The sequence below is a fragment of the Kribbella sp. NPDC049584 genome, assembly GCF_040675555.1.
In the GTDB taxonomy this organism is placed as follows: domain Bacteria; phylum Actinomycetota; class Actinomycetes; order Propionibacteriales; family Kribbellaceae; genus Kribbella.
The window spans coordinates 67,054-86,977 of record NZ_JBFAPF010000011.1 but is presented as its reverse complement, the minus strand read 5'-3'; the positions used below and the strand labels follow the sequence as shown (position 1 = coordinate 86,977).

The window sequence follows — 19,924 nt, the reverse complement described above, 5'->3', positions numbered from 1 at the left end:
GCACCACCCGACGGCAAATCCAGCTGCCGGGACGGCGGTACCCGTGCTTCGATCAACGAGTGAACTCGCCCGATGACACGCAGGAATCAACGGTTTGTCCAGGCTGTCGCGCCGTACTTCCATCGTCGGAGTGGCCCGAGACCCCGAAGTACAACGCCTCGCCGGAGTGTGCGGAGGTCGCCGGTGAGCTGCTCGGCTTCGAGGTCGAGCACGCGGCCCGCCTCGGATACCTGCACCAGCTGCGGATCGACGCGTACGGCGGACAGCACGTCAACCCGGACGCGCCACGCATCGGCCCGGTATTCGCGCTGAACGGCCTCTACATGTTCTTCGAGCGCGGCTCGGGCAACCTCGACGTCCGCACGGCTCACGGCATCATGGCGAACGCGTACGACGACTGGCCGCGGCTCGTCCCACCGGATCGGGTCGGCGAGCTCACGGCGTACGACGTCCTGACGTCCGGCGGGGTCGACGAGGTTGAGTCCGCCCTGCTCAAGTGGGCTCGCCAGGTCTGGGAGTCGTGGCCCGATGACGTCCGGGACACGATCCGGGAACTGACCGTGAAACTGGTCCCGGAACGCTACTTCAAACGTTGATAAACCGATCGGTTCCGCGTCCCCCGCAATGGGCGTGTCGAGCCGGAAACCGTTCTGTTGTTGGGGTTTCGGTATGTCAGAGGGTGGAAAAAGTTCGGGGCAGATCCGGATCTGCACTTGCGTTTCGGCCGAACCTCACCGAGGATGACTCAGGTCGCGTCGTTACCGTGGCGTGATCATTCGGACGCTGTCCTGTGACCTGCTGTGGGATGTGTCCGGATTGCCCCTCCCCTGCACGAGGGCCTGGTGTGCCTCACCATGCCCGAGCTCACAAGGAGCACTTCCTGATGTCCAAGGCCCGACATGCGCGCGCCCGGCGAAGCACTCGCCGGGTGGCTCGAACCCTCTCCATCGCCGGTCTGGGAGCCGGTATCACCGCCGCCGGAGCCGGCGCGGCGTTCGCGACCGATTACCAGGTCAAAGCCGGTGACACCCTCTCCGAGATCGCCCAGGCCAACGGTGCCGACTGGCACGAGCTGGCCCGGATCAACAACCTGAAGGACCCGAACCTCATCCTGATCGGGCAGACCCTGACGCTGGACGGCGCGAAGGCCAGTTCCGCGCCGAAGCTGGTCAAGAAGTCCGAGACCCGGAAGTCCGCGACCAAGAAGGCCGATCGCGACGTCCGCTCGAGCCGGTCCGAGGACCGCCCGAAGGCGAGCAGCGGCAAGGCGAACCTGAGCGGCGCCTGGGCCAAGGTCGCCAACTGCGAGTCCAGCGGCAACCCGCGGGCCGTGAATGGTGCCGGCTACTACGGGTTGTTCCAGTTCGACCTGCAGACCTGGCGCAGCGTCGGTGGCTCCGGCAACCCGGCGAAGGCCTCGGCGGCCGAGCAGCTGATGCGCGCGAAGAAGCTGTACGCGCAGCGCGGCGCCTCCCCGTGGCCCGTCTGCGGCAAGTACCTGCGCTGAGCCGGCGACCGGGCGGGTCGGTGGTCAGACCGTCCTCCCACCACCTGCCCGGCACCCCTGGACCGCTTCCCGCTCATCGTGGCGGGTAGGCGCAAACTCATCCGTGATCGCGATGAGCGGGAAGCACCAGAGACTCAGCTGCGGGTGATGACCAGCATTTCGTTGGCACCGAGCTGGAACTCGTAGGGAACCTTGCGGATCTCGGTGGTCACGCCCTCGAGTGAGGCGAGCAGGTCCGGGAGCCACGGGATCGGCTCGCCTGCACCCTGTTGCACCAGCGGGAAGATCCGGACCTCGGAGTTGCTGACCCGGATCAGCTCACGCACCGCGGCCTCGTGCCAGTCGCGGTCGTACTTGTCCGACCAGGTGAAGAGCAGGTGCGAGCACAGCACCAGCTCGAAACGGCGATCGCCGAAAGGCAGGTCCGGCAGGCCTGCGGCGACGTACCGCTCCGGCGCCGCCATCACGTCCTGCAGGAACCGGTCGGCCGCCTCGATCCGGTACTGGTCCTTCCGCTCCGGAGATCCGTACCAGTGCCAGACGAAACTGCCCTGATGCTCGTCGACGATTCCCGACGTGGCCGGCAGGCTCCGCCGGACGCTGTCCACAAGTTCTGAGGTCTCCAGCTCGTACGCCGGGTCGGCGGCGATCGCGTCGACGCCACGTTCGGCGGCCTCGGCGGTGAAGCTGGCGCCCCCGGCGCAGCAGTCGAGGATGGAGTCCGGGAGTTCCTTCAGGTCGAACATCGCTTCGTACTCGGCATACGAGCGCGAGGTCACCAGCACGGGTCTACCTTTCGACGGTTGTCTTCCGACGCAACCGGCGATCGAGAGTGGTTGCCCCGGCCGCCAGAGCCAGGAACAGTACCGCCACCAGCAGACAGTTCAGCAAGACCCGTCCGTACCCGTGCTCGTCGACGTTCACGAACGGGTACGGGTAGAACCCGACGAACGCGCCGCGGACCAGCGTGAACACCAGCCACAGCAGCGGGAACACGATCGACCAGCCGACGACCCGCCAGTCGGCCAGACCACGCGGACCGAACAGCAGCCATCCCAGGACACCGACGATCGGCGCTGCGGTGTGCAGCAGGAAGTCGGCCACGGCAGCCCAACCGTGCAGATCGACCAGACCCGCCAGCACCGCGTGGGCGACGATTCCGGTCACGGCGATACACAGCACACCGTTCAGCCGGAGCGTGTTGAACAGCAGGCCGCCCGTACGGCCCGGCTGCAGGGCGAGCATCAGCGCCGTACCGCCGAGAAGCAGGTTCGACTGGATGGTGAAGTACGCGAACACGTTGAACACACGTTCCGGGTTGTCGGGGAAGAATCCGTCGTTCCCACTCGCCGTCACGAAGAGCTGGATGACGATCCCGCACACCACCACCGCCACGGTCACCGCAGCCCAGATCCGTCCCACCGTCGTCATGGACGAAATGTACGACGAGTAACCCCTCGGACCGGGGACGTCAGCCCTAATGCTTCTCGCTGATGGCCCGGAACCCCTGACAAAATGGGGGTTTTCGGAGAAGAATTGCCGCGACCGGTTCAAAACCTTGCGCCACGTGGCACGATCACCGCATGGAGTCCGAGGGGGTGATCGTCGTCAGTGGAATCATGGCGGCGGGGAAGTCGTCGGTGTCCCAGATGCTGGCCGAGAGATTCCAGTACGGCGTGCATCTGCGGGGGGATGTTTTCCGGCGGATGATCGTCAGCGGACAGGCCTCGATGGCCGACGACGTCCTCCAGGCGCAGCGTCAGCTCCAGCTCCGCTACCGGCTCGCCTGCCTGGCCGCCGACGAGTACGCGAAGGCGGGTTTCACCGTCGTACTGCAGGACGTCGTGATCGGTGAATTGCTGCGTGAATTCCTCGACGGCATCCGGACCCGCCCGCGCTACCTCGTCGTACTGACACCTCGGCCAGACGTCATCTCCGGCCGGCTCGGCGGTGCGCGTCATCTGGTCGACGAGCTCGATTACGAGCTGCACGCGTTCAGTCCGCGGCGCGGGTTGTGGCTGGACAACTCCGACCTGTCGGTCGGGGAGACCGTCGACGCAATTCTCGGGCGACTCGACGAGGCCGTCTTCGACTGATGGCGACTCTCCTTACCCGAGGGTAGTTTGAGTGGATGACCGTACGGCGGACGTCCTGCAACCTGTGTGAAGCGATCTGCGGTGTGCTGGTGACCGTCGAGAACGGCCACGTGACCGACATCCGGGGCGATGAGTCGGATCCGCTGTCCCGCGGTCACATCTGCCCGAAGGCGGTCGCCCTTCGTGACCTCCAGGAGGACCCCGACCGGCTGACCACGCCGGTACGACGGACGTCCGACGGCTGGCAGGAGATCGGGTGGGACGCGGCGTACGAGCTCATCGTCGACATGCTCACCGGGATCCAGAAGGAGCACGGCCGGAACTCGGTCGGCGTGTACCTCGGCAACCCGAACGTGCACAGTCTCGGCGCGCTCACGCACATGCCGACGATGATCAGACAGCTGCGAACCCGGAACAAGTTCAGCGCCACGTCGATCGATCAGCTGCCGCACATGCTGTCGTCGTACCTGTTGTACGGGCATCAGCTGATGGTGGCGGTGCCGGATATCGACCGGACGTCGTACCTGCTCATGCTCGGTGCGAATCCGCTGGCATCGAACGGCAGCATGATGACCGCGCCCGGATTCGGGCGGCGGCTGAAGGACGTACGGAAGCGCGGCGGCAAGGTCGTCGTCATCGATCCGCGGCGGACCGAGACAGCGGCTGTCGCCGACGAGCATCACTTCGTCCGGCCGGGGACGGACGCCGCGTTCCTGCTCGCGTTGATCCATGAGGTGATCTCGCTGGGTGCTGCGCGTCCTGCGGAGTACGTCGACGGGCTGGCGACGATCGAGGCCGTGGTCGAAGCGTGGACGCCGGAGCGAGCCGCGGGGATCACGGGCATCCCGGCCGACGTGATCCGGCGGATCGCTCGTGAGTTCGCCGAGGCTGACCGGGCCGCTTGTTACGGGCGGGTCGGAGTGTCGACGCAGCAGTTCGGCGCGATCTGCCAGTGGGCGATCCAGGTGCTGAACATCATCACCGGGAACCTCGACCGGCCGGGCGGCACGATGTTCCCGCGGCCGGCGGTGAACGCGTTGCTCGGGCTGGGTCGCGGGCATGTCGGGGTATGGAAGAGCCGGGTGCGGGGGCTGCCGGAGTTCGGCGGCGAGCTGCCGGTGTCGACGATGGCCGAGGAGATCCTGACGCCGGGCGACGGCCAGATCCGGGCGATGGTGACGGTGGCGGGCAACCCCGTGCTGTCGACGCCCGACGGCCGCAAGCTGGACGAGGCGCTCGGATCGCTGGACTTCATGGTCGCGATCGATCCGTACATCAACGAGACGACGCGGCACGCGGACGTGATCCTGCCGCCGGCGCCGCCGCTCGAGCGCGACCACTACGACCTGATCTTCCACCAACTCGCCGTACGCAACACCGCCCGCTGGAACGACGCGGTACTCCCGAAGCCCGCGGACGCCCGGCACGACTGGGAGATCTTCCGGGACCTCGGGCTGGCGTTGGTACGGCGTACTCCGTGGAGCCGGCGACGCGTCGAGGTGACTGCTCGTCTCCGGATCTCGCCACGCAGGATCGTCGACGCCGGATTGCGGATCGGGCCGTACCGATTGTCGGTCGGGAAGCTCCGGAAGTCACCGGGCGGGATCGATCTCGGACCGCTGCAGCCCGCCTTGCCCGGAGCGCTGCATCACAAGTCGAAGCGGATCGATCTGGCGCAACCGATGATCCTCGACGATCTGCCGCGACTGGACTCACTCAACGAACTGGACGGCCAACTCCTCCTGATCGGCCGGCGTCACCTCCGCAACAACAACTCCTGGATGCACAACTCGGCGCGGCTGGTGAAAGGCAAGCCGAGGCACCAGTTGCTGATGAATCCCGACGACCTGACCGAGCGCGCGCTGACCGACGGCCAGTTCGTCACGGTCACGTCCGCAGCCGGCTCGATCTCTGTGGAAGTTGCCTCCAGCAACGACATCATGCCCGGGGTGGTCAGCCTGCCGCACGGCTTCGGCCACAACCGGCCCGGCGCCCGCCTCACGATCGCGAACCAGGTGCCGGGCCAGAGCGTCAACGACGTGACCGACGCCGGCTACACCGACGCCGTGGCCGGTACCGCCGCGGTGAACGGCGTACCGGTCACGGTGACAGCGACCTAACAGGGAGGCGCCGAACTGTCCCGGATGATCAGCAGCGGCGTCGAGTACAGGTGGGCCTGTGGTTGGGCGCCCGAGATCAGGCCCAGCAGACGTTGGGTCACTTCCGCGCCGTAGCCGACGATGTTGTGACTGAGCGCCGTGAGCGTGGGATGGGTGATCCGGCACAGCGCCGAATCGTCCCAGGCCACCAGCGTGAGGTCGTCGGGGACGCTGAGGCCGAGGCCGTGGATGACGGCCAGGCCGGCCACGGCCATCAGGTCGTTGTCGTAGATGATCGCGGTCGGACGCGGCGAACCGGTGACGATATCCCGCGTGGCGGCAGCGCCCTGAGCGGCGGAGTAGTCGGTGTGATGGATTCGGGTCTCGAGCGACAACCGGCGGGCGGCCAACTCGAACGCCTGGTCGCGGATCCAGACATCGCCGTACTCCGGCGGCCCGGCGACGCGCGCGATCACCCGATGCCCGAGCGACGCGACGTGATCCAGGGCCGCGTTCATCGCCGCCGTCCCGTCGGTCCAGACGCACGGCATCCCGTCCGCGAGCGCCGGATCCCCGACCAGAACGGCCGGCAGACCGAGCTTGCGCAGCACCGGAAGACGGGGATCGGCGACGCGGAGATCGACGACGATCACCCCGTCGACCCGGCGCTCGGCGGCCCATTTCCGGTACGTCGCCAGCTCCTCGTCGAGATCGGCCACGACCTGCAGGGCCAACGCGTACGACTTCTCCGCGAGGACCGACTCGACGCCGCCGACGAAGCCCATGAAGTACGGCTCCTCGATCAGGGTCTGCGCCGACCTCGCGAGCACCAGCCCGAACGTCTCGCTGCGCGCGGCGGACAACTGGCGGGCGGCCCGGTTGGGCGCCCACTCCAGCTCCGCGGCGACCTGCAGCACCCGCGCACGGGTGGCCTCCGACACCCCGGGCCGGTTGTTCAGGGCGTACGAGACGGCGCCTTGGGAGACACCACAGCGACGGGCGATCTCCTTGATGGTCACACGGGACACAACGGTTCACTCCTCACGGGCGGCCGGACCGCTGACGGTCGGTCCGGAATCCTCCAGTGTGCGCCCGACTTGAACTCCGTGTCATCACTTGAGCACACAAAGTGACCGTTTGATCAATCTCGGGAATCTGAGAGAAGTGCCAGGTGACCGCCCAGTCGTTGGGCGGAGGGTGGTGCCGCCGGGGCTCGGTGGGATACCGTTGCCGTCGTTACTTAACCGGTTCGGCTTATCAGTCGGCGCAAACCCCAGGGCAGCGGGTCACGCGCCGCCGACAAGGAGAAACCAATGGTCGCAGTGGACCACCTGTCCCTCCAGTTGTACACGGTCCGGGGCAAGCTCGAAGAGGACTTCGACGGCACCCTGGCGCGTATCGCGGAGATCGGCTACACGAAGGTCGAGCCCTTCGGTGTGACCGCCTACGCGGACCGTCTGGCCGACGCGCTGCCCAAGCACGGACTCTCGGCTCCCACCACGCACGCGGGCCTGCTGCGGGACGAGGCCGGCCCGATCTACGCCGCCGCCAAGCGCCTGGGCATCAGCACGGTGATCGACCCGCACACCGACCCCGCCCGCTGGCAGACCGCCGACGACATCAAGGTCATCGCCGACGGGCTGAACAAGGCCGCGATCGAGGCCGCCGACCACGGCATCACTGTCGGCTACCACAACCACCAGTTCGAGCTCGAGTCGAAGATCGGCGGCGTGCACGGGCTGGAGATCCTGGTCGACAACCTGTCCGATGACGTGATCCTCGAGGTGGACACGTACTGGGCGGCCGTCGGTGGCGCCGACGTACCGGCGCTGCTCGGCAAGTTCGGCGACCGGGTCAAGGCGATCCACGTCAAGGACGGCGACGGCACGCTGAACAACAAGGCCCAGGTCGCGGTCGGCGACGGCGTCATCGCGGTCCGGGACATCCTGGCCGCCGCACCGAACGCGCTCCGCGTGGTCGAGCTGGACGACTTCACCGGCGAGATCATGGACGCGGTCCAGGGCAGCTACACGTTCCTGACCGGAGAAGGGGCGCCTGAATGAGCCCTGTCGGCGTAGGTGTGATCGGCGCCGGAGTCATCTCCGACGCCTACATCAAGAGCATGCAGAGCTTCCCGGACCTGAAGGTCGTCGCGATCGGCGACCTCCGGCCGGAGGCTGCCGCGGCGAAGGCCGAGGAGTACGGGATCGAGGCCCACGGCGGCCCCGAGGTCGTGCTGGGCAACCCGGACGTCGAGATCGTGGTCAACCTGACCATCCCGATCGCGCACGTCGAGGTGGCCCTGGCAGCGGTTGCCGCAGGCAAGCATGTCTGGAGCGAGAAGCCGTTCTCGCTGGACCAGGACAGCGGGCTCAAGCTGCTGGCCACGGCACAGGACGCGGGCGTGCGGCTGGGCTGCGCACCCGACACCATCCTCGGCCCGGGGCTGCAGGAGTCCCGTCGCATCATCGAGCGCGGTGACATCGGTACGCCGCTGACCGCGCTGACGCTGATGCAGTCCCCCGGCCCGGAGTCCTGGCACCCGAACCCGGCGTTCCTGTTCCAGGAAGGCGCGGGCCCGCTGTGGGACATCGGCCCGTACTACCTGACCACGCTGGTGCAGCTGTTCGGTCCGGTCGCCGCGGTCGCGGGGATCGGGTCGAAGTCGAAGGAGAAGCGCACGATCGGCTCCGGTCCGCTGGCGGGGACCGACTTCGACGTGACCGTGCCGACGCACGTCAGCGCGATCGCGAAGTTCGAGTCGGGTCAGTCGTCGCAGAGCATCTTCAGCTTCGACTCGCCGCTGTCGCGGGCCGGGTTCGTCGAGATCACCGGCTCGGACGCGACGCTGGCCGTACCGGACCCGAACGGGTTCGACGGGGCGATCAAGATCCGTCGCCGTGGCGCCGACGACTGGGAGACCGTCGCCGAGACCAAGGCGGTGGCTCAGCGCGGCACCGGCGTGCTGGAGATGGCACGGGCGATCCGGGCCGGCCGGCCGCACCGGGCGACCGGGGCGCTGGCGTTCCACATCGTCGACGTGATGGCCTCCATCACCGACTCGATCGACACCGGCGCGTTCGTCGACGTGAAGAGCACGGTCGAGGTCGCACCGATCCTGCCGGACGACTGGGACGTGACCGCAGCAACGCTATGACCAGCATCTTCCTCGATCCCCGGCGGACCGTCGTGTTCGCCGGGGACTCGGTCACCGACTGCGGCCGCCGCACCGACCCCGACGGGTTGGGCGGCGGTTACGTCCGCAACCTGTACGACGATCTCGGCGAACACCGGCCGAAGATCGTCAATGCCGGCATCAGTGGCAACCGGGCGGCCGATCTGGCCGACCGGTGGGCAGCCGATGTGCTGGCCCACGATCCGTCGCTGGTGTCGATCCTGATCGGGATCAACGACACCTGGCGGCGGTACGACGAGAACGACCCGACGACGGCGGAGTCCTTCGAGGCGTCGTACCGGGCGCTGCTCGACCCGCTGAACTGTCCGGTGGTCCTGATGGAGCCGTTCCTGCTGCCGGTGAAGGACGGGCAGGACGCGTGGCGTGAGGACCTGGACCCGAAGCTCGAGGTGGTCCGGAAGCTGGCCGTCGAGTACGGCGCGATCCTCGTGCCGACCGACGTCGAGCTGACGAAGCAGGCCGCGTCCGTCGGCGCCGAAACGCTCGCCGGGGACGGCGTACACCCCAGCCCGGCCGGACACCGCGCCCTCGCCGACCTCTGGCGACGGTACGTGCTGGACAACTGACCTCCGCCGATCCGCCGACGTACCGGCGCGGCTTTACTAAACCGGTTCACCCCTGGAGTCCGACTGTGACATCGCTGAAGACCTTTGACCTCACCACCGACGGCGGCGCCGCCTGGACCGTCCGCGCCGTCGACGGTCCGGTGCCCGACGGCCTGATCGACCGCCCGGTGGCCGCGACCGTGCCGGGCGAGGTGCACACCGACCTGCTCGCGGCCGGCGAGATCCCGGACCCGTTCGACGGCGACAACGAGTCGAAGCTGCACTGGATCGGACGGACCCGGTGGAGCTACCGGACGACGTTCAGCTGGACTGCTGACGGCAACGACCGGCAGGAGTTGGTCGCCGAGGGGCTCGACACGGTCGCCACCGTCACGCTGAACGGTCAGGAGGTCGGCCGGACCGCGAACCAGCACCGGTCGTACCGGTTCGACGTCACGAGCGTTCTGGTTGCCGGGGACAACGAGTTGGTGGTCGACTTCGAGGGTCCGGTGGTGGCGGCCGAGGCGGAGCGGGCGAAGGTGGGCAGCTGGCCGCACACGAACCTGCACCCGTACAACGAGCTGCGGAAGATGGCCTCGAACTTCGGCTGGGACTGGGGACCGGACGTCGCGACCGCGGGGATCTGGCAGCCGATCCGGATCGAGTCCTGGTCCGGCGTGCGGATCGACACGGTCCGGCCGCTCGCGGGCGCGGACGGCGTACTGAACACCTTCGTCTCGCTGGCCTGGACCGACACCGCCTCCGAGTACGCCACCGTCACCGTCGAGGTCGGCGGGACGACGCAGTCCACCCGTGTGAAGCCCGGCACCGACACCGCCGTCATCACCAACACGGTCCCCGAGGTGAACCTCTGGTGGCCGCGCGGGCACGGCGAGCAGCCGCTGTACGACGTGGTCGTGTCGCTGCCCGACGACAGCTGGACCGGGCGGGTCGGCTTCCGGGACATCACCGTGAACGTTGCCCCGGACAACGACGGTACGCCGTTCGTGCTGTCGGTGAACGGCAAGCCGATCTATGTGCGCGGCGCGAACTGGATCCCGGACGACGCGTTCGTCACCCGGTTGAACGCCGAGACGTACCGGACCAGCATCCAGGACGCCGTCGACGCCGGCATGAACCTGCTGCGCGTCTGGGGCGGCGGGATCTACGAGAGCGAAGCCTTCTACGACGTCTGCGACGAGCTGGGAATCCTTGTCTGGCAGGACTTCCTGTTCGCGTGCGCGGCGTACTCCGAGGAGGAGCCGCTGCGGAGCGAGGTCGAGGCCGAGGCGCGCCAGGCGGTCACGCGACTGAGCAAGCACGCCAGCCTCGCGGTGTGGAACGGCAACAACGAGAACATCTGGGGGTACGTCGAGTGGAGCTGGCGGGTCCCGCTGGCCGGACGGCCGTGGGGCGCCGGGTACTACCTCGACCTGCTGCCCAAGATCGTCGCCGAGCTCGACCCGCGGACGCCGTACTCCGCCGGTAGCCCGTACTCGTTCGACCAGTTCATCCACCCGAACGACGAGCGGCACGGGACCATGCACATCTGGGATGTGTGGAACCAGGTCGACTACACGACGTACCGCAAGTACAAGCCGCGGTTCGTGTCGGAGTTCGGCTTCCAGGGGCCGCCGGCCTGGTCGACGCTGACGTCGGTGGTGCACGACGCGCCGCTGGATCCCTACGGTTCGCAGATGCTGGTGCACCAGAAGGCCTTCGAGGGGAACCTCAAGCTCCAGCGTGGGCTTGGTGAGCACCTGCCGGTCTGGAAGGACATCGACGACTGGCACTGGACCACGCAGCTGAACCAGGCGCGTGCTGTTGCCTACGGCATCGAACACTTCCGCTCGCTGTTCCCGTTGAACACCGGCGCGGTGGTCTGGCAGTTGAACGACAACTGGCCGGTCGTCTCCTGGGCGGCCGTCGACGGGCACGGGATCCGCAAGCCGTTGTGGTTCGCGCTGAAGCGGGTGTACGCCGATCGCCTGCTGACCGTGCAACCGCGGGAGGACAAGCTGGTCGTTGCCGCGCACAACGACACGGACAACGCCTGGACCACCGAGGTGACGGTTACCCGACGGTCGACCGCCCGCGACGGTGAGGTGCTGGCCCGTGAGACCTTCACTCTGGAAGTGCCGGCTCGGTCGGCGAGCATCAGCGAACTTTCACAGTCTGTTGCGGTTACCTCGAACCCGACGAGCGAGTACCTCGAGGTGCGAGGCGCCGACGGCAGCACGGCGCACTGGTACTTCGCCGAGGACACCACCCTGGCGCTGGTGGCCGACGCCTATTCGACCATCATCACGAAGACCGACGGCGGGTACGACGTCACCGTGACGGCCACCGCGCTCGCCAAGGACCTGGCCCTCTTCCCGGACCGGCTGGACCCCGCGGCGCGGGTCGACTCGTGCTTGATCACGCTCTCGGCCGGCGAGACGCATACCTTCAAGGTCACGGGTGCGCTCGCCCCGCCCGAGGTCGGCGTACCCGTGCTGCGCTCGGCCAATGATCTGGTGAACTGATTTACGTCGAGACCTTGACTAAAGGTGTGACGGGACCGCTACTTGGGAGTGAAACCCCCTGGTCCCGCCCCACCTCGGAGGTCTTGCCGTCATGCGCTCCTTTGCCATCGTCCTGCTGAGCCTCACTTTCCTGCTGGTGGCTCCGACCACCGCATCGGCCGCTTTACCGGCCTGTCAGCACTTCTACACCGGGCCGATCCCCGACCGGCCGATCTCCGGCGGTCACGGCAACGGGACCACAGCACCGCCGTACGACGTCAGTGGTCGGCTGCCCGCACCGAGTGGGATCAGCGGCGGTCTGGGGGCGGACGGGAAGGTGACGTTCACGTTCAACCGGGTGGCCGGCGCGAAGGCATACCGAGCGTTCCGGAACGGCCAGGCGCTGCAGTGGATCAGCGACTGGGGCCAGCCGACGCTGCAGGTCACCGACGCGAGCCCGTGCGCCGGTGCGCACTACCAGGTGTACGCGATGTCGGCCGAGGACACTTCGGCGTCGTCGATCGGCCAGATCAGTACGTCGTACCGGCTCGACTCGTCCAACCACCTGGCGTCGTACCGGATGCCGGTCGGGACCACGCTGAACTACCGGGTGTCGGCGTACAACGACGTCGCGCAGACCGCGCTCGGCTACAACGCCGGCACCGGGATCTGCGCCGTGGACGCGCGCATCATCCCCTGGGGCACTCGCCTCTACGTCCCCGGCTACGGCCACTGCTACGCGGCCGACATCGGCAGCTGGATCAAGGACGACATCGTCGACGTCTGGTTCCCGCCGGGCCCGGACGCGGACAACTGGGGAATTCAGCGGCTGCCCCTGACCGTGGAGTGAGCGGACCGTTAGGCATACTGGGACATCGTGACCTGGGGGAAGCACGTAGCAGCCGGTGCTCTGGTGTTGACGCTTGTTGCGTGTAGCGACACCAGGCCGGTCGAAACGCCGCAGACCCGCGCGCCTTCGACGCCTGTGCGTACTGCGAAGCCGATCCGGCCGACCATCGCACCGGTGCAGGCCAAGCCTGGCGCCTCCACCAACGCGAAGCTCATGCCTGTGCTCGATCACGGGCCGCGGGACAGGAAGCAGATCGCGTTGACGTTCGACGCGGACCTGACTGCGCTGATGCGGAGGCGGTTGGTGTCCGGCAAGGTCAAGTCGTACTACAACAAGGCGCTGATCGACGAGCTGCACGCGCTGCACGTACCGGCGACCATGTTCCTGACCGGGATGTGGATGGAGCAGTACCCCGACGTCACCCGTCAGCTCACCAACGACCCGCTGTTCGAGCTGGGGACACACACCTACGACCACCGCGGTTTCACCAAGCATTGCTACACGTTGGGGACGGTGCCGCGCGACCAGATGCTCGCAGATGTACGGCGAGCGATAGTCGAGCTGGATCGCGTGGACCCGCACGCCACCAGGTGGTTCCGCTTCCCCGGTGGATGCTACGACACCACCGCGCTCCACGAGCTGGCCCCGGCCGGCGTAACCGCGGTCGGCCTGGACGTCCCAGGCGCAGACGGCTTCGCCAAGTCACCCCAACCCATCATCAAACAAGTCCTGGACCACGTACAGAACGGCTCGATCGTCGTCCTCCACATGCACGGCGGCGACAACGCCCCCTACACAGCCCAAGCCGTAGGCCCAATAGTCCGCGAACTCCGAGCCCGCGGCTACCACCTCGTCACAGTAACCCAACTAGTCAGCTAAGAAAGATGAGGCACAATCAGACTTGCGGCTGACCATCCAAGCCAGCCGCAACTCTAAACATCTCTTCTTTCTTTTGTTTTGATTTGCCTTCTGGTCAGTCGAGGTTGACTGCTACGTACTTGAGTTCCAGGTATTCGTCGATTCCTACGGTGCCGCCTTCGCGGCCGAGGCCGGATTGTTTTACGCCGCCGAAGGGGGCGGCCGGGTTGGAGACGATGCCCTGGTTGAGGCCGATCATTCCGGCCTCGAGGCGTTCGGACACCCGGAGTGCGCGGCTCAGGTCCTTGGTGAACAAGTAGGAGACCAGGCCGAACTCCGTGTCGTTCGCCATCCGCACGGCCTCGTCCTCGGTCTCGAACGCGGTCAGCGGCGCGACCGGCCCGAAGATCTCCTCCTTCTGCAGCCGCGCAGTCACCGGTACGTCGGCCAGCACCGTCGGCTGGAAGAAGTACCCGTTGCCCTCAGCAACAGAACCGCCGGTCAGCGGACGCGCGCCCTGGGCGATCGCGTCGGCGACCAGGTCGGCGACCTTGTCCCGTTGCTTGCCGTCGATCAGCGGACCGACGTCGACGCCCTCCTCCGTACCGCGGCCGACCTTGAGCCCAGCCATCCGCTCGGTCAGCCGGGACGAGAACTCCTCCATCACCGCCGAGTGCACGTAGATCCGGTTGGCCGACGTACAGGCCTCGCCGCCGTTGCGCATCTTGGCCAGCATCGCGCCGTCGACCGCCTTGTCCAGGTCGGCGTCCTCGAACACGAGCAGCGGCGCGTTCCCGCCGAGCTCCATGCTCGTCCGCAGTACCTGGTCGGCCGCCTGCTCGATCAGCTTGCGGCCGACCGGGGTCGAACCGGTGAAGGACAGCTTGCGGGCGCGACCGTCGCGGATCAGCGGCTCCATCACGCCGCCCGCATCGTTGGTGGTGACCACGTTCAGCACGCCAGCCGGAAGACCGGCCTCGGTCATCAACTCGGCCAGCTTGAGCATCGACAGCGGCGTCTGCGCGGCCGGTTTGATCACCATCGTGCAGCCTGCGGCGACGGCCGGTCCGATCTTGCGCGCGCCCATCGCCGCCGGGAAGTTCCACGGCGTGATCAGCAGGCACGGTCCCACCGGCTGGCGCATCAGCAGGAAGCGGCCCGATCCGTTCGGTGCGATCTGGTACCCGCCCTCGATCCGGACCGCTTCCTCCGCGAACCAGCGGAAGAACTCAGCCGCGTAAGCGATCTCACCCTTGGACTCGGCGACCGGCTTGCCCATCTCGAGCGTCATCAACAGCGCGAGGTCGTCGGCCCGCTCGGTCATCAACTCATAGGTACGGCGCAGGATCTCGCCGCGCTCACGTGGTGGAGTGGCGGCCCACTCCGCCTGCGCAGCAACCGCTGCGTCGAGCGCTGCCTTGCCGTCGGCCGGACTGGCATCCGCCACTTCGCAGAGCGTCGCACCGGTGGCCGGGTCCTCGACGGCGAGCGTCTTGCCGCCCTCGGCCGCTACCCACTTGCCTCCGATGAACAGCTCGGTCGGACACGCCTCGACGACTTCCCGCTCCGATGACATGGATCCGCCTCTCGTCTGGTTCGCAGTACCCAGATTAGGCGGTGGCTATCAGCGGGGGTGCGCTCCTCGGGACGGTCCGGACGATGCGGGTCAGGCCGGCAGCGACGGTGCGGAGGATCGCCGAGCGGATCAGTCCGTCGAAGGCCAGCGGGACGAGCATGACCTCGTCTGCCGTCGTACTCGCGACCAGTTCGCCCAGCTGGGCCGCCACCGTCGCACGGGAGCCGACGACGTACCCGTGGTCGTCCATCAGCCGTTCTGCGCGTCCACGCTCGCGACCGGTCAACGGCGGGTCCAGAAGCGCCGTCAGCTCGGCCGACGTGACACGTGGTCCCGCAGCGGCCAGCCGGGTCTTCACTCGGACGTACTCCGCGAACCGAGCCATGGCCTCTTCCTCGGAGTCGGCTGCGACCACTCCGGCCGTGACAGCCAGGTACGGCTGGACCTTCGGCCCTGTCGGCTCGAAGTGCTCGCGGTACGCCTCCACCGCGGCAGACGTCGCCGCGGCGGCGCAGTGGTGCGCCAGGAACAGAGGTAGTCCACGTACGGCGGCAGTCACCGCAGTGCGCGGATGATCGGCCAGCACGAAGACCGGCGGCGGCAGTCCGGCCAGCGACAGCCGTACGTCGCCGACCGGCACCCGTCCGGGCGTTCCGTCGCGCAAGAACCCGCACAGCTCGTCCAGCCGCTGTGCGAACGAGTCACGTGCCCCGCCGGCGAGTGCTGCCGCAGTACTAGGCGCAACAGTGCGCTGCTCTTCCACCCCCAGGTCGATACGACTCGGGTACGCCGCTGCGAGTGCGGCGAACTGCTCCGCGACGACCAGCGGTTGATGGTTGGTCAGCAGGACCCCGCCGGCTCCCAGGCGGATCCGGTCGGTCCGGGCGGCCAGCACTGCCGCGAGTACTGCCGGTGCTGCCCCGCCGACGCCTCGGACACCGTGCTGCTCTCCTAGCCAGAACCGGCGGTATCCGAGGTCGTCGGCGGCGAGTGCTACCTCTGCCGTTTCCCGGAGAGCGGCCGCAGCCGACTGACCGGGCAGCTGCGGTACAACGTCCAGCACAGAGTGGGCTGAGACGGGAAGTCCGGGAGCGACAGTGAGCACGCGCCCACCGTGACAGTGCGGACACGGTTCACACATGGGGATTCCACACCCAAGTTCCGGGCGGCGTGCCCCCATCCTCGACGGGCCGGCCGACACCCGAAAATGGGGGGTCGGAGCCCTTGCCGGGCCTGCTCCGCCACAGGCATCGTTCCCGGCGTGCCGACGGCCTTCCACCAAGGGCCGGCCGGCCCGGTCCGCTGCCGCGGGGTCGTCAACCCCCCAGTCGTCACCCCGCGGCAGACACCGATCGACACTCAGCTACGCCGACCCGGAACGGTGAAGAATATGGGGGCTGAGTACCCATGCCCGGGCCCTGCCCCCGATGGCAGCCTGAGCCCGTGCTCAACTCAGCGACCGCGGGAACGGCCCGGATCAGCCAGCGCAAGAGCTGGTGGTCGGCGGGCGTTCGACCGCACGAGTTGACCCACTCCGCGCCGGCCTGGGCCGAGTACGTGGAGCGCAGCACCTCTCTCCCACCGAGCGCGCCTGTCGCCGGTCGAGACCCTGCAGGGACCGGTGTCATTGGCGGCTACACGTCAGGTGGAGCGGCCGCGGCAACGGATGGGTCCGGCACGGACTGGCGGCAGGCGCTCATGCGTTGCCTGGAACCGCTGCTGGACTCGGCTCGCCGGGACCTGGCCGCGGCCGGGCACACCGGCGTACTCGCCGAGCAGTTCCTGCAGCGGTTAGGACTCCGCCTGGTGAAGCTGGCAGCCCGCACGCTGGTCCTGGAGCTCGCCCGGGCCCGAGACCGCGGCGAGCTGGCCGGCGACACCCCGGCCGCCAGGTTCCTCGACTTCACCGACCGGCTCGTCGGAGGAAGCGAGCTGGCGGAGTTCCTGGCCGCGTACCCGGTACTGGCCCGGGTCCTGGGCGAATCGTGCCGACAGGGCGTGGAGGGTCACCTCGAGCTGCTGGCCCGACTCGCCGAGGACCGTGAGTCACTCGTCACCGGACTGCTCGGCGGCCGCGACCCCGGCGCACTGACCTCGATCGACCCCGGCGGCGACCCCCACCGGGGCGGTCGATGCACCGCGATCCTCACCTTCGCGGACGGCCGGCGGCTGGTCTACAAGCCCCGGTCCCTGGAGCTCCACCAGCACTTCAACGCCTTCGTGGACTGGCTCAACGCGAAGACCGCGCTGGACATCCGCACGGCCCGCCTGCTGACCCGGGACGGTTACGGCTGGCTCGAGTACGTCGTGCACGAGCCGTGCGAGGACTTCGGCGGCGTACGGCGGTTCTACCACCGGCAAGGCGCCCTGCTCGCCCTCCTGTATGTGCTCGACGGCACCGACATGCACTTCGAGAACCTGATCGCCGCCGGTGACCAGCCGGTGCTGGTGGATGTCGAGACGTTGTTCCACCCGACTCATCTGCCGGTGACCGCGTTGGGCCAGGATCCGGCGTACCGAGCGTTGCTCGGCTCGGTGTACCGCACCGCGCTGCTTCCACTGCTCGTGTCGGGCGAGTACGGACTTGCGGACGTGTCCGGCCTCGGCGGCGACGGCGAGTCGACCGCGCCGATGAGCGTGGTCGACTGGGCGGACGCCGGGCTGGACTCGATGCATCTGATCCGTCGCCCCGGACAGACCACCGTCGCCGCCAACCGGCCGATGCTCGGCGCGGCGATGGTCGAGCCACGCGAGCACGAGATTGCTGTGCTGACAGGGTTTCGGGCCGCGTATGAGGCGATCGCCCGGCACCGCGAGGAGTTCCTCGGCCCGGACGGACTGCTGGCGCGCTGCGCCTCGGACCAGCTCCGGTTCGTGCCGCGCTCCACGAGTCTGTACAAGGGTCTGCTGGACGAGTCGACCCACCCGGACGCACTGCGCGACGCAGCCGGCCGGAGTCAACTGCTCGACCTGCTGTGGGATGCGGACGAGTCGCTGCACGCGATCGTGCCGCACGAGCTGGCGGACCTGTGGGCAGGCGACGTACCGCTGTTCACCGCACGACCCGACAGCCGGGACGTGTGGTCCTCCGACGGCACCCGGATCGCCGATGTCCTCGCTACTACAGGCCTTGCGGCCGTGGAGACGAAGATCGCGAGCCTCGGGGATGTCGACGAGGATCGGCAGGCCTGGCTGATCACCGCGTCCCTGGCTACCCGCCCGGAGCCGATCAAGCACGTCAGCAAGTCGACGCGACAACACCTCGGCACGACCGACGCCGACCCCGACCAACTGCTCGCCGCGGCCACAGACATCGCCGACGAGATCGTCGCGCGGGTGATCGGTGAGACCGGCGGTGCGGCCAACTGGCTCGGTCTCGAACTGCTTGACGACCACCACTGGGCTGTCCGTTCCATGGGCGCCGGCCTGTCCAACGGCTACACCGGTACGGCGCTCTTCCTCGCGCAGGTCGGCGTACTGACCGGTGCGGACAAGTACTGCGAGTTGGCGCGCGACGCGATCCGTCCGATCCCGCGCGTGCTCACAGCCCTGGCCGGCGACCTCGAGTCCGCTCAGCTCGTCGGACCGGGCTTCCACGGACTCGGTGGCATCAGCTACGGCCTCAGCCGGCTGCAAGCACTCCTCGGCGACTCCGGCCTGACCACCTGGCTGGCCGCCTCACTGGAGCTCACCGAGCAACTCGTGCTCAACCCCGACGAGTTCCCGTCGTACGTCGAGGGCGCGGCCGGCGGACTGGCCGCGATGCAAGCAATAACAGAACTTCCGGCCGCCGGCCGACTGGCCGAGCGGTATGCGGATCACCTGGTCACCACAGTCGAGAGCGGCCTCCGTGGCCGAGTAGCAGCGGAACACGGCTTCGCTCGCGGCTTCCAGGGAATCGCATGGACCCTCGGGCAGTACGGCGTACCTGGTGACAGGTACCTGGATGCCGCCCGGACAGCAGCCGACCTGGACCGGCGGAACGCACCCGCCGGCCACGGCTGGTGTTCGGGCGACACCGGGACAGCGCTCGCCCGGGCGGCGGCCGGAGTACCAGCGGATCTCGACAGCTATCTGAGGGCCGCGGCAGAACGCCCGGTGCTCGCCGACCTCAGTCTGTGCCACGGCGAGCTCGGCGCGGTGGAGTCACTGATGTGGCTCGCCGCACGTGAGTACCCAACTGCAGAGGCGGCACGACGACGTCGTGCCGGGTTGGTGCTCGCGGCAGTACAGCAGTACGGACCGCAGTGCGGAACACCACGAGCCGTACCGTCTCCAGGCCTGCTGACCGGTCTGGCAGGGATCGGGTACGGCTTGCTCCGCCTTGCGTTCCCCGAACGGGTTCCGTCCGTGCTGTTGCTCGAACCAACCGCCGGGTCGAGGTGTGGCACAGCGCCGACGCCCACACAGTGACAAGGGGAACAGCATGACCGCCCAGCAGCACCACGATGTTCAGCCCGAGACCACCGCCGACCTGCAGACCACCGCACCGGAACACACCGACCCGCTCGGCCCGATCACCTTGCCGACGCGGTACAAGGTCGGCGCGCGGGCGATGGCCCTGGTCGGGACCGTCGGCCTGAGCGCATTGGCGGCGGCCGTGGTCGCAGCCCCCGACGGCCTGCCGTGGGGAACGATCTAGGTCCGACGACCTGCTGGAAGACACCAGCGAACGTTTGACGGAGTGGCCGGC

At 68.1% G+C, this 19,924-nt stretch carries 17 protein-coding genes; 12 read left to right on the top strand and 5 right to left on the bottom strand.

Annotated elements, in window-relative coordinates; all coding sequences use genetic code 11:
• Positions 1–59: 59 nt before the first annotated feature.
• On the top strand, positions 60–596 hold the full coding sequence (locus AB0J62_RS31325; RefSeq protein ID WP_363878581.1) for a DUF5946 family protein: 537 nt from the start codon (positions 60–62) through the stop codon (positions 594–596).
• A gap of 287 nt (positions 597–883) precedes the next feature.
• Positions 884–1,507, top strand: coding sequence for a transglycosylase family protein (locus AB0J62_RS31320; RefSeq protein WP_363878578.1), 624 nt, complete (start codon positions 884–886; stop codon positions 1,505–1,507).
• A gap of 134 nt (positions 1,508–1,641) precedes the next feature.
• Here AB0J62_RS31320 and AB0J62_RS31315 read toward each other — a convergent pair whose 3' ends face one another.
• Both AB0J62_RS31315 and AB0J62_RS31310 read right to left on the bottom strand, forming a co-directional pair.
• Positions 1,642–2,292 carry a hypothetical protein gene (locus tag AB0J62_RS31315; RefSeq protein ID WP_363878575.1) on the bottom strand — a complete coding sequence of 217 codons (651 nt, stop codon included), beginning with the start codon at positions 2,290–2,292 and terminating at the stop codon, positions 1,642–1,644.
• Positions 2,293–2,296: 4 nt separating this feature from the next.
• On the bottom strand, positions 2,297–2,938 hold the full coding sequence (locus tag AB0J62_RS31310; protein WP_363878572.1) for a Pr6Pr family membrane protein: 642 nt from the start codon (positions 2,936–2,938) through the stop codon (positions 2,297–2,299).
• Positions 2,939–3,090: 152 nt separating this feature from the next.
• Here AB0J62_RS31310 and AB0J62_RS31305 point away from each other — a divergent pair, with 152 nt between their 5' ends.
• Together AB0J62_RS31305 and AB0J62_RS31300 are read left to right on the top strand one after the other, a co-directional pair.
• Positions 3,091–3,603 (top strand): AAA family ATPase, encoded by a 513-nt coding sequence (locus AB0J62_RS31305; protein WP_363878569.1) that lies wholly within the window; start codon positions 3,091–3,093, stop codon positions 3,601–3,603.
• A gap of 35 nt (positions 3,604–3,638) precedes the next feature.
• Positions 3,639–5,723, top strand: a complete 2,085-nt coding sequence (locus AB0J62_RS31300) for a molybdopterin-dependent oxidoreductase (RefSeq protein ID WP_363878565.1) — start codon at positions 3,639–3,641, stop codon at positions 5,721–5,723.
• On the opposite strand, the gene AB0J62_RS31295 is transcribed toward AB0J62_RS31300, so the two are convergent.
• Positions 5,720–6,730: a LacI family DNA-binding transcriptional regulator gene (locus AB0J62_RS31295; protein ID WP_363878562.1), complete on the bottom strand. Its 1,011-nt coding sequence runs from the start codon at positions 6,728–6,730 to the stop codon at positions 5,720–5,722. The two genes, AB0J62_RS31300 and AB0J62_RS31295, sit on opposite strands and share 4 nt — an antisense overlap.
• Positions 6,731–7,015: 285 nt before the next feature.
• On the opposite strand from AB0J62_RS31295, the gene AB0J62_RS31290 reads away from it, so the two are divergent.
• The 6 genes from AB0J62_RS31290 to AB0J62_RS31265 all read left to right on the top strand — a co-directional run bounded on the left by AB0J62_RS31290 (position 7,016) and on the right by AB0J62_RS31265 (position 13,676).
• The gene (locus AB0J62_RS31290; RefSeq protein ID WP_363878559.1) at positions 7,016–7,765 is read left to right on the top strand and encodes a sugar phosphate isomerase/epimerase; all 750 of its coding nucleotides are present in this window, start codon (positions 7,016–7,018) and stop codon (positions 7,763–7,765) included.
• On the top strand, positions 7,762–8,859 hold the full coding sequence (locus tag AB0J62_RS31285) for a Gfo/Idh/MocA family oxidoreductase (protein WP_363878555.1): 1,098 nt from the start codon (positions 7,762–7,764) through the stop codon (positions 8,857–8,859). Before AB0J62_RS31290 ends, AB0J62_RS31285 begins: the two co-directional genes overlap by 4 nt.
• Entirely contained in the window at positions 8,856–9,464 is a 609-nt protein-coding gene (locus AB0J62_RS31280; RefSeq protein ID WP_363878552.1) for an SGNH/GDSL hydrolase family protein, read from the top strand. Before AB0J62_RS31285 ends, AB0J62_RS31280 begins: the two co-directional genes overlap by 4 nt.
• A 65-nt stretch (positions 9,465–9,529) precedes the next feature.
• Positions 9,530–11,968, top strand: coding sequence for a glycoside hydrolase family 2 protein (locus tag AB0J62_RS31275; RefSeq protein ID WP_363878549.1), 2,439 nt, complete (start codon positions 9,530–9,532; stop codon positions 11,966–11,968).
• Positions 11,969–12,059: 91 nt separating this feature from the next.
• The gene (locus tag AB0J62_RS31270; protein WP_363878546.1) at positions 12,060–12,797 is read left to right on the top strand and encodes a 3D domain-containing protein; all 738 of its coding nucleotides are present in this window, start codon (positions 12,060–12,062) and stop codon (positions 12,795–12,797) included.
• A gap of 27 nt (positions 12,798–12,824) precedes the next feature.
• The gene (locus tag AB0J62_RS31265) at positions 12,825–13,676 is read left to right on the top strand and encodes a polysaccharide deacetylase family protein (protein ID WP_363878543.1); all 852 of its coding nucleotides are present in this window, start codon (positions 12,825–12,827) and stop codon (positions 13,674–13,676) included.
• Positions 13,677–13,770: 94 nt separating this feature from the next.
• On the opposite strand, the gene AB0J62_RS31260 is transcribed toward AB0J62_RS31265, so the two are convergent.
• The gene (locus tag AB0J62_RS31260) at positions 13,771–15,231 is read right to left on the bottom strand and encodes an NAD-dependent succinate-semialdehyde dehydrogenase (RefSeq protein WP_363878540.1); all 1,461 of its coding nucleotides are present in this window, start codon (positions 15,229–15,231) and stop codon (positions 13,771–13,773) included.
• Positions 15,232–15,265: 34 nt separating this feature from the next.
• A complete protein-coding gene (locus AB0J62_RS31255; RefSeq protein ID WP_363878537.1) occupies positions 15,266–16,294 on the bottom strand; it encodes an MsnO8 family LLM class oxidoreductase in 1,029 nt (342 codons plus the stop codon).
• A 380-nt stretch (positions 16,295–16,674) separates the two neighbouring features.
• On the opposite strand from AB0J62_RS31255, the gene AB0J62_RS31250 reads away from it, so the two are divergent.
• The gene (locus tag AB0J62_RS31250) at positions 16,675–19,644 is read left to right on the top strand and encodes a type 2 lanthipeptide synthetase LanM family protein (RefSeq protein ID WP_363878534.1); all 2,970 of its coding nucleotides are present in this window, start codon (positions 16,675–16,677) and stop codon (positions 19,642–19,644) included.
• A gap of 13 nt (positions 19,645–19,657) precedes the next feature.
• Positions 19,658–19,873, top strand: a complete 216-nt coding sequence (locus AB0J62_RS31245) for a hypothetical protein (protein WP_363878532.1) — start codon at positions 19,658–19,660, stop codon at positions 19,871–19,873.
• The last annotated feature ends 51 nt before the right edge of the window (positions 19,874–19,924 follow it).

Coding starts and splice junctions, on each gene's coding strand:
- AB0J62_RS31305 (WP_363878569.1), top strand. CDS start 3,091: ATGGAGTCCGAGGGGGTGATCGTCGTCAGTGGAATCATGGCGGCGGGG.
- AB0J62_RS31300 (WP_363878565.1), top strand. CDS start 3,639: ATGACCGTACGGCGGACGTCCTGCAACCTGTGTGAAGCGATCTGCGGT.
- AB0J62_RS31260 (WP_363878540.1), bottom strand. CDS start 15,231: ATGTCATCGGAGCGGGAAGTCGTCGAGGCGTGTCCGACCGAGCTGTTC.
- AB0J62_RS31270 (WP_363878546.1), top strand. CDS start 12,060: ATGCGCTCCTTTGCCATCGTCCTGCTGAGCCTCACTTTCCTGCTGGTG.
- AB0J62_RS31285 (WP_363878555.1), top strand. CDS start 7,762: ATGAGCCCTGTCGGCGTAGGTGTGATCGGCGCCGGAGTCATCTCCGAC.
- AB0J62_RS31280 (WP_363878552.1), top strand. CDS start 8,856: ATGACCAGCATCTTCCTCGATCCCCGGCGGACCGTCGTGTTCGCCGGG.
- AB0J62_RS31320 (WP_363878578.1), top strand. CDS start 884: ATGTCCAAGGCCCGACATGCGCGCGCCCGGCGAAGCACTCGCCGGGTG.
- AB0J62_RS31310 (WP_363878572.1), bottom strand. CDS start 2,938: ATGACGACGGTGGGACGGATCTGGGCTGCGGTGACCGTGGCGGTGGTG.
- AB0J62_RS31290 (WP_363878559.1), top strand. CDS start 7,016: ATGGTCGCAGTGGACCACCTGTCCCTCCAGTTGTACACGGTCCGGGGC.
- AB0J62_RS31245 (WP_363878532.1), top strand. CDS start 19,658: ATGACCGCCCAGCAGCACCACGATGTTCAGCCCGAGACCACCGCCGAC.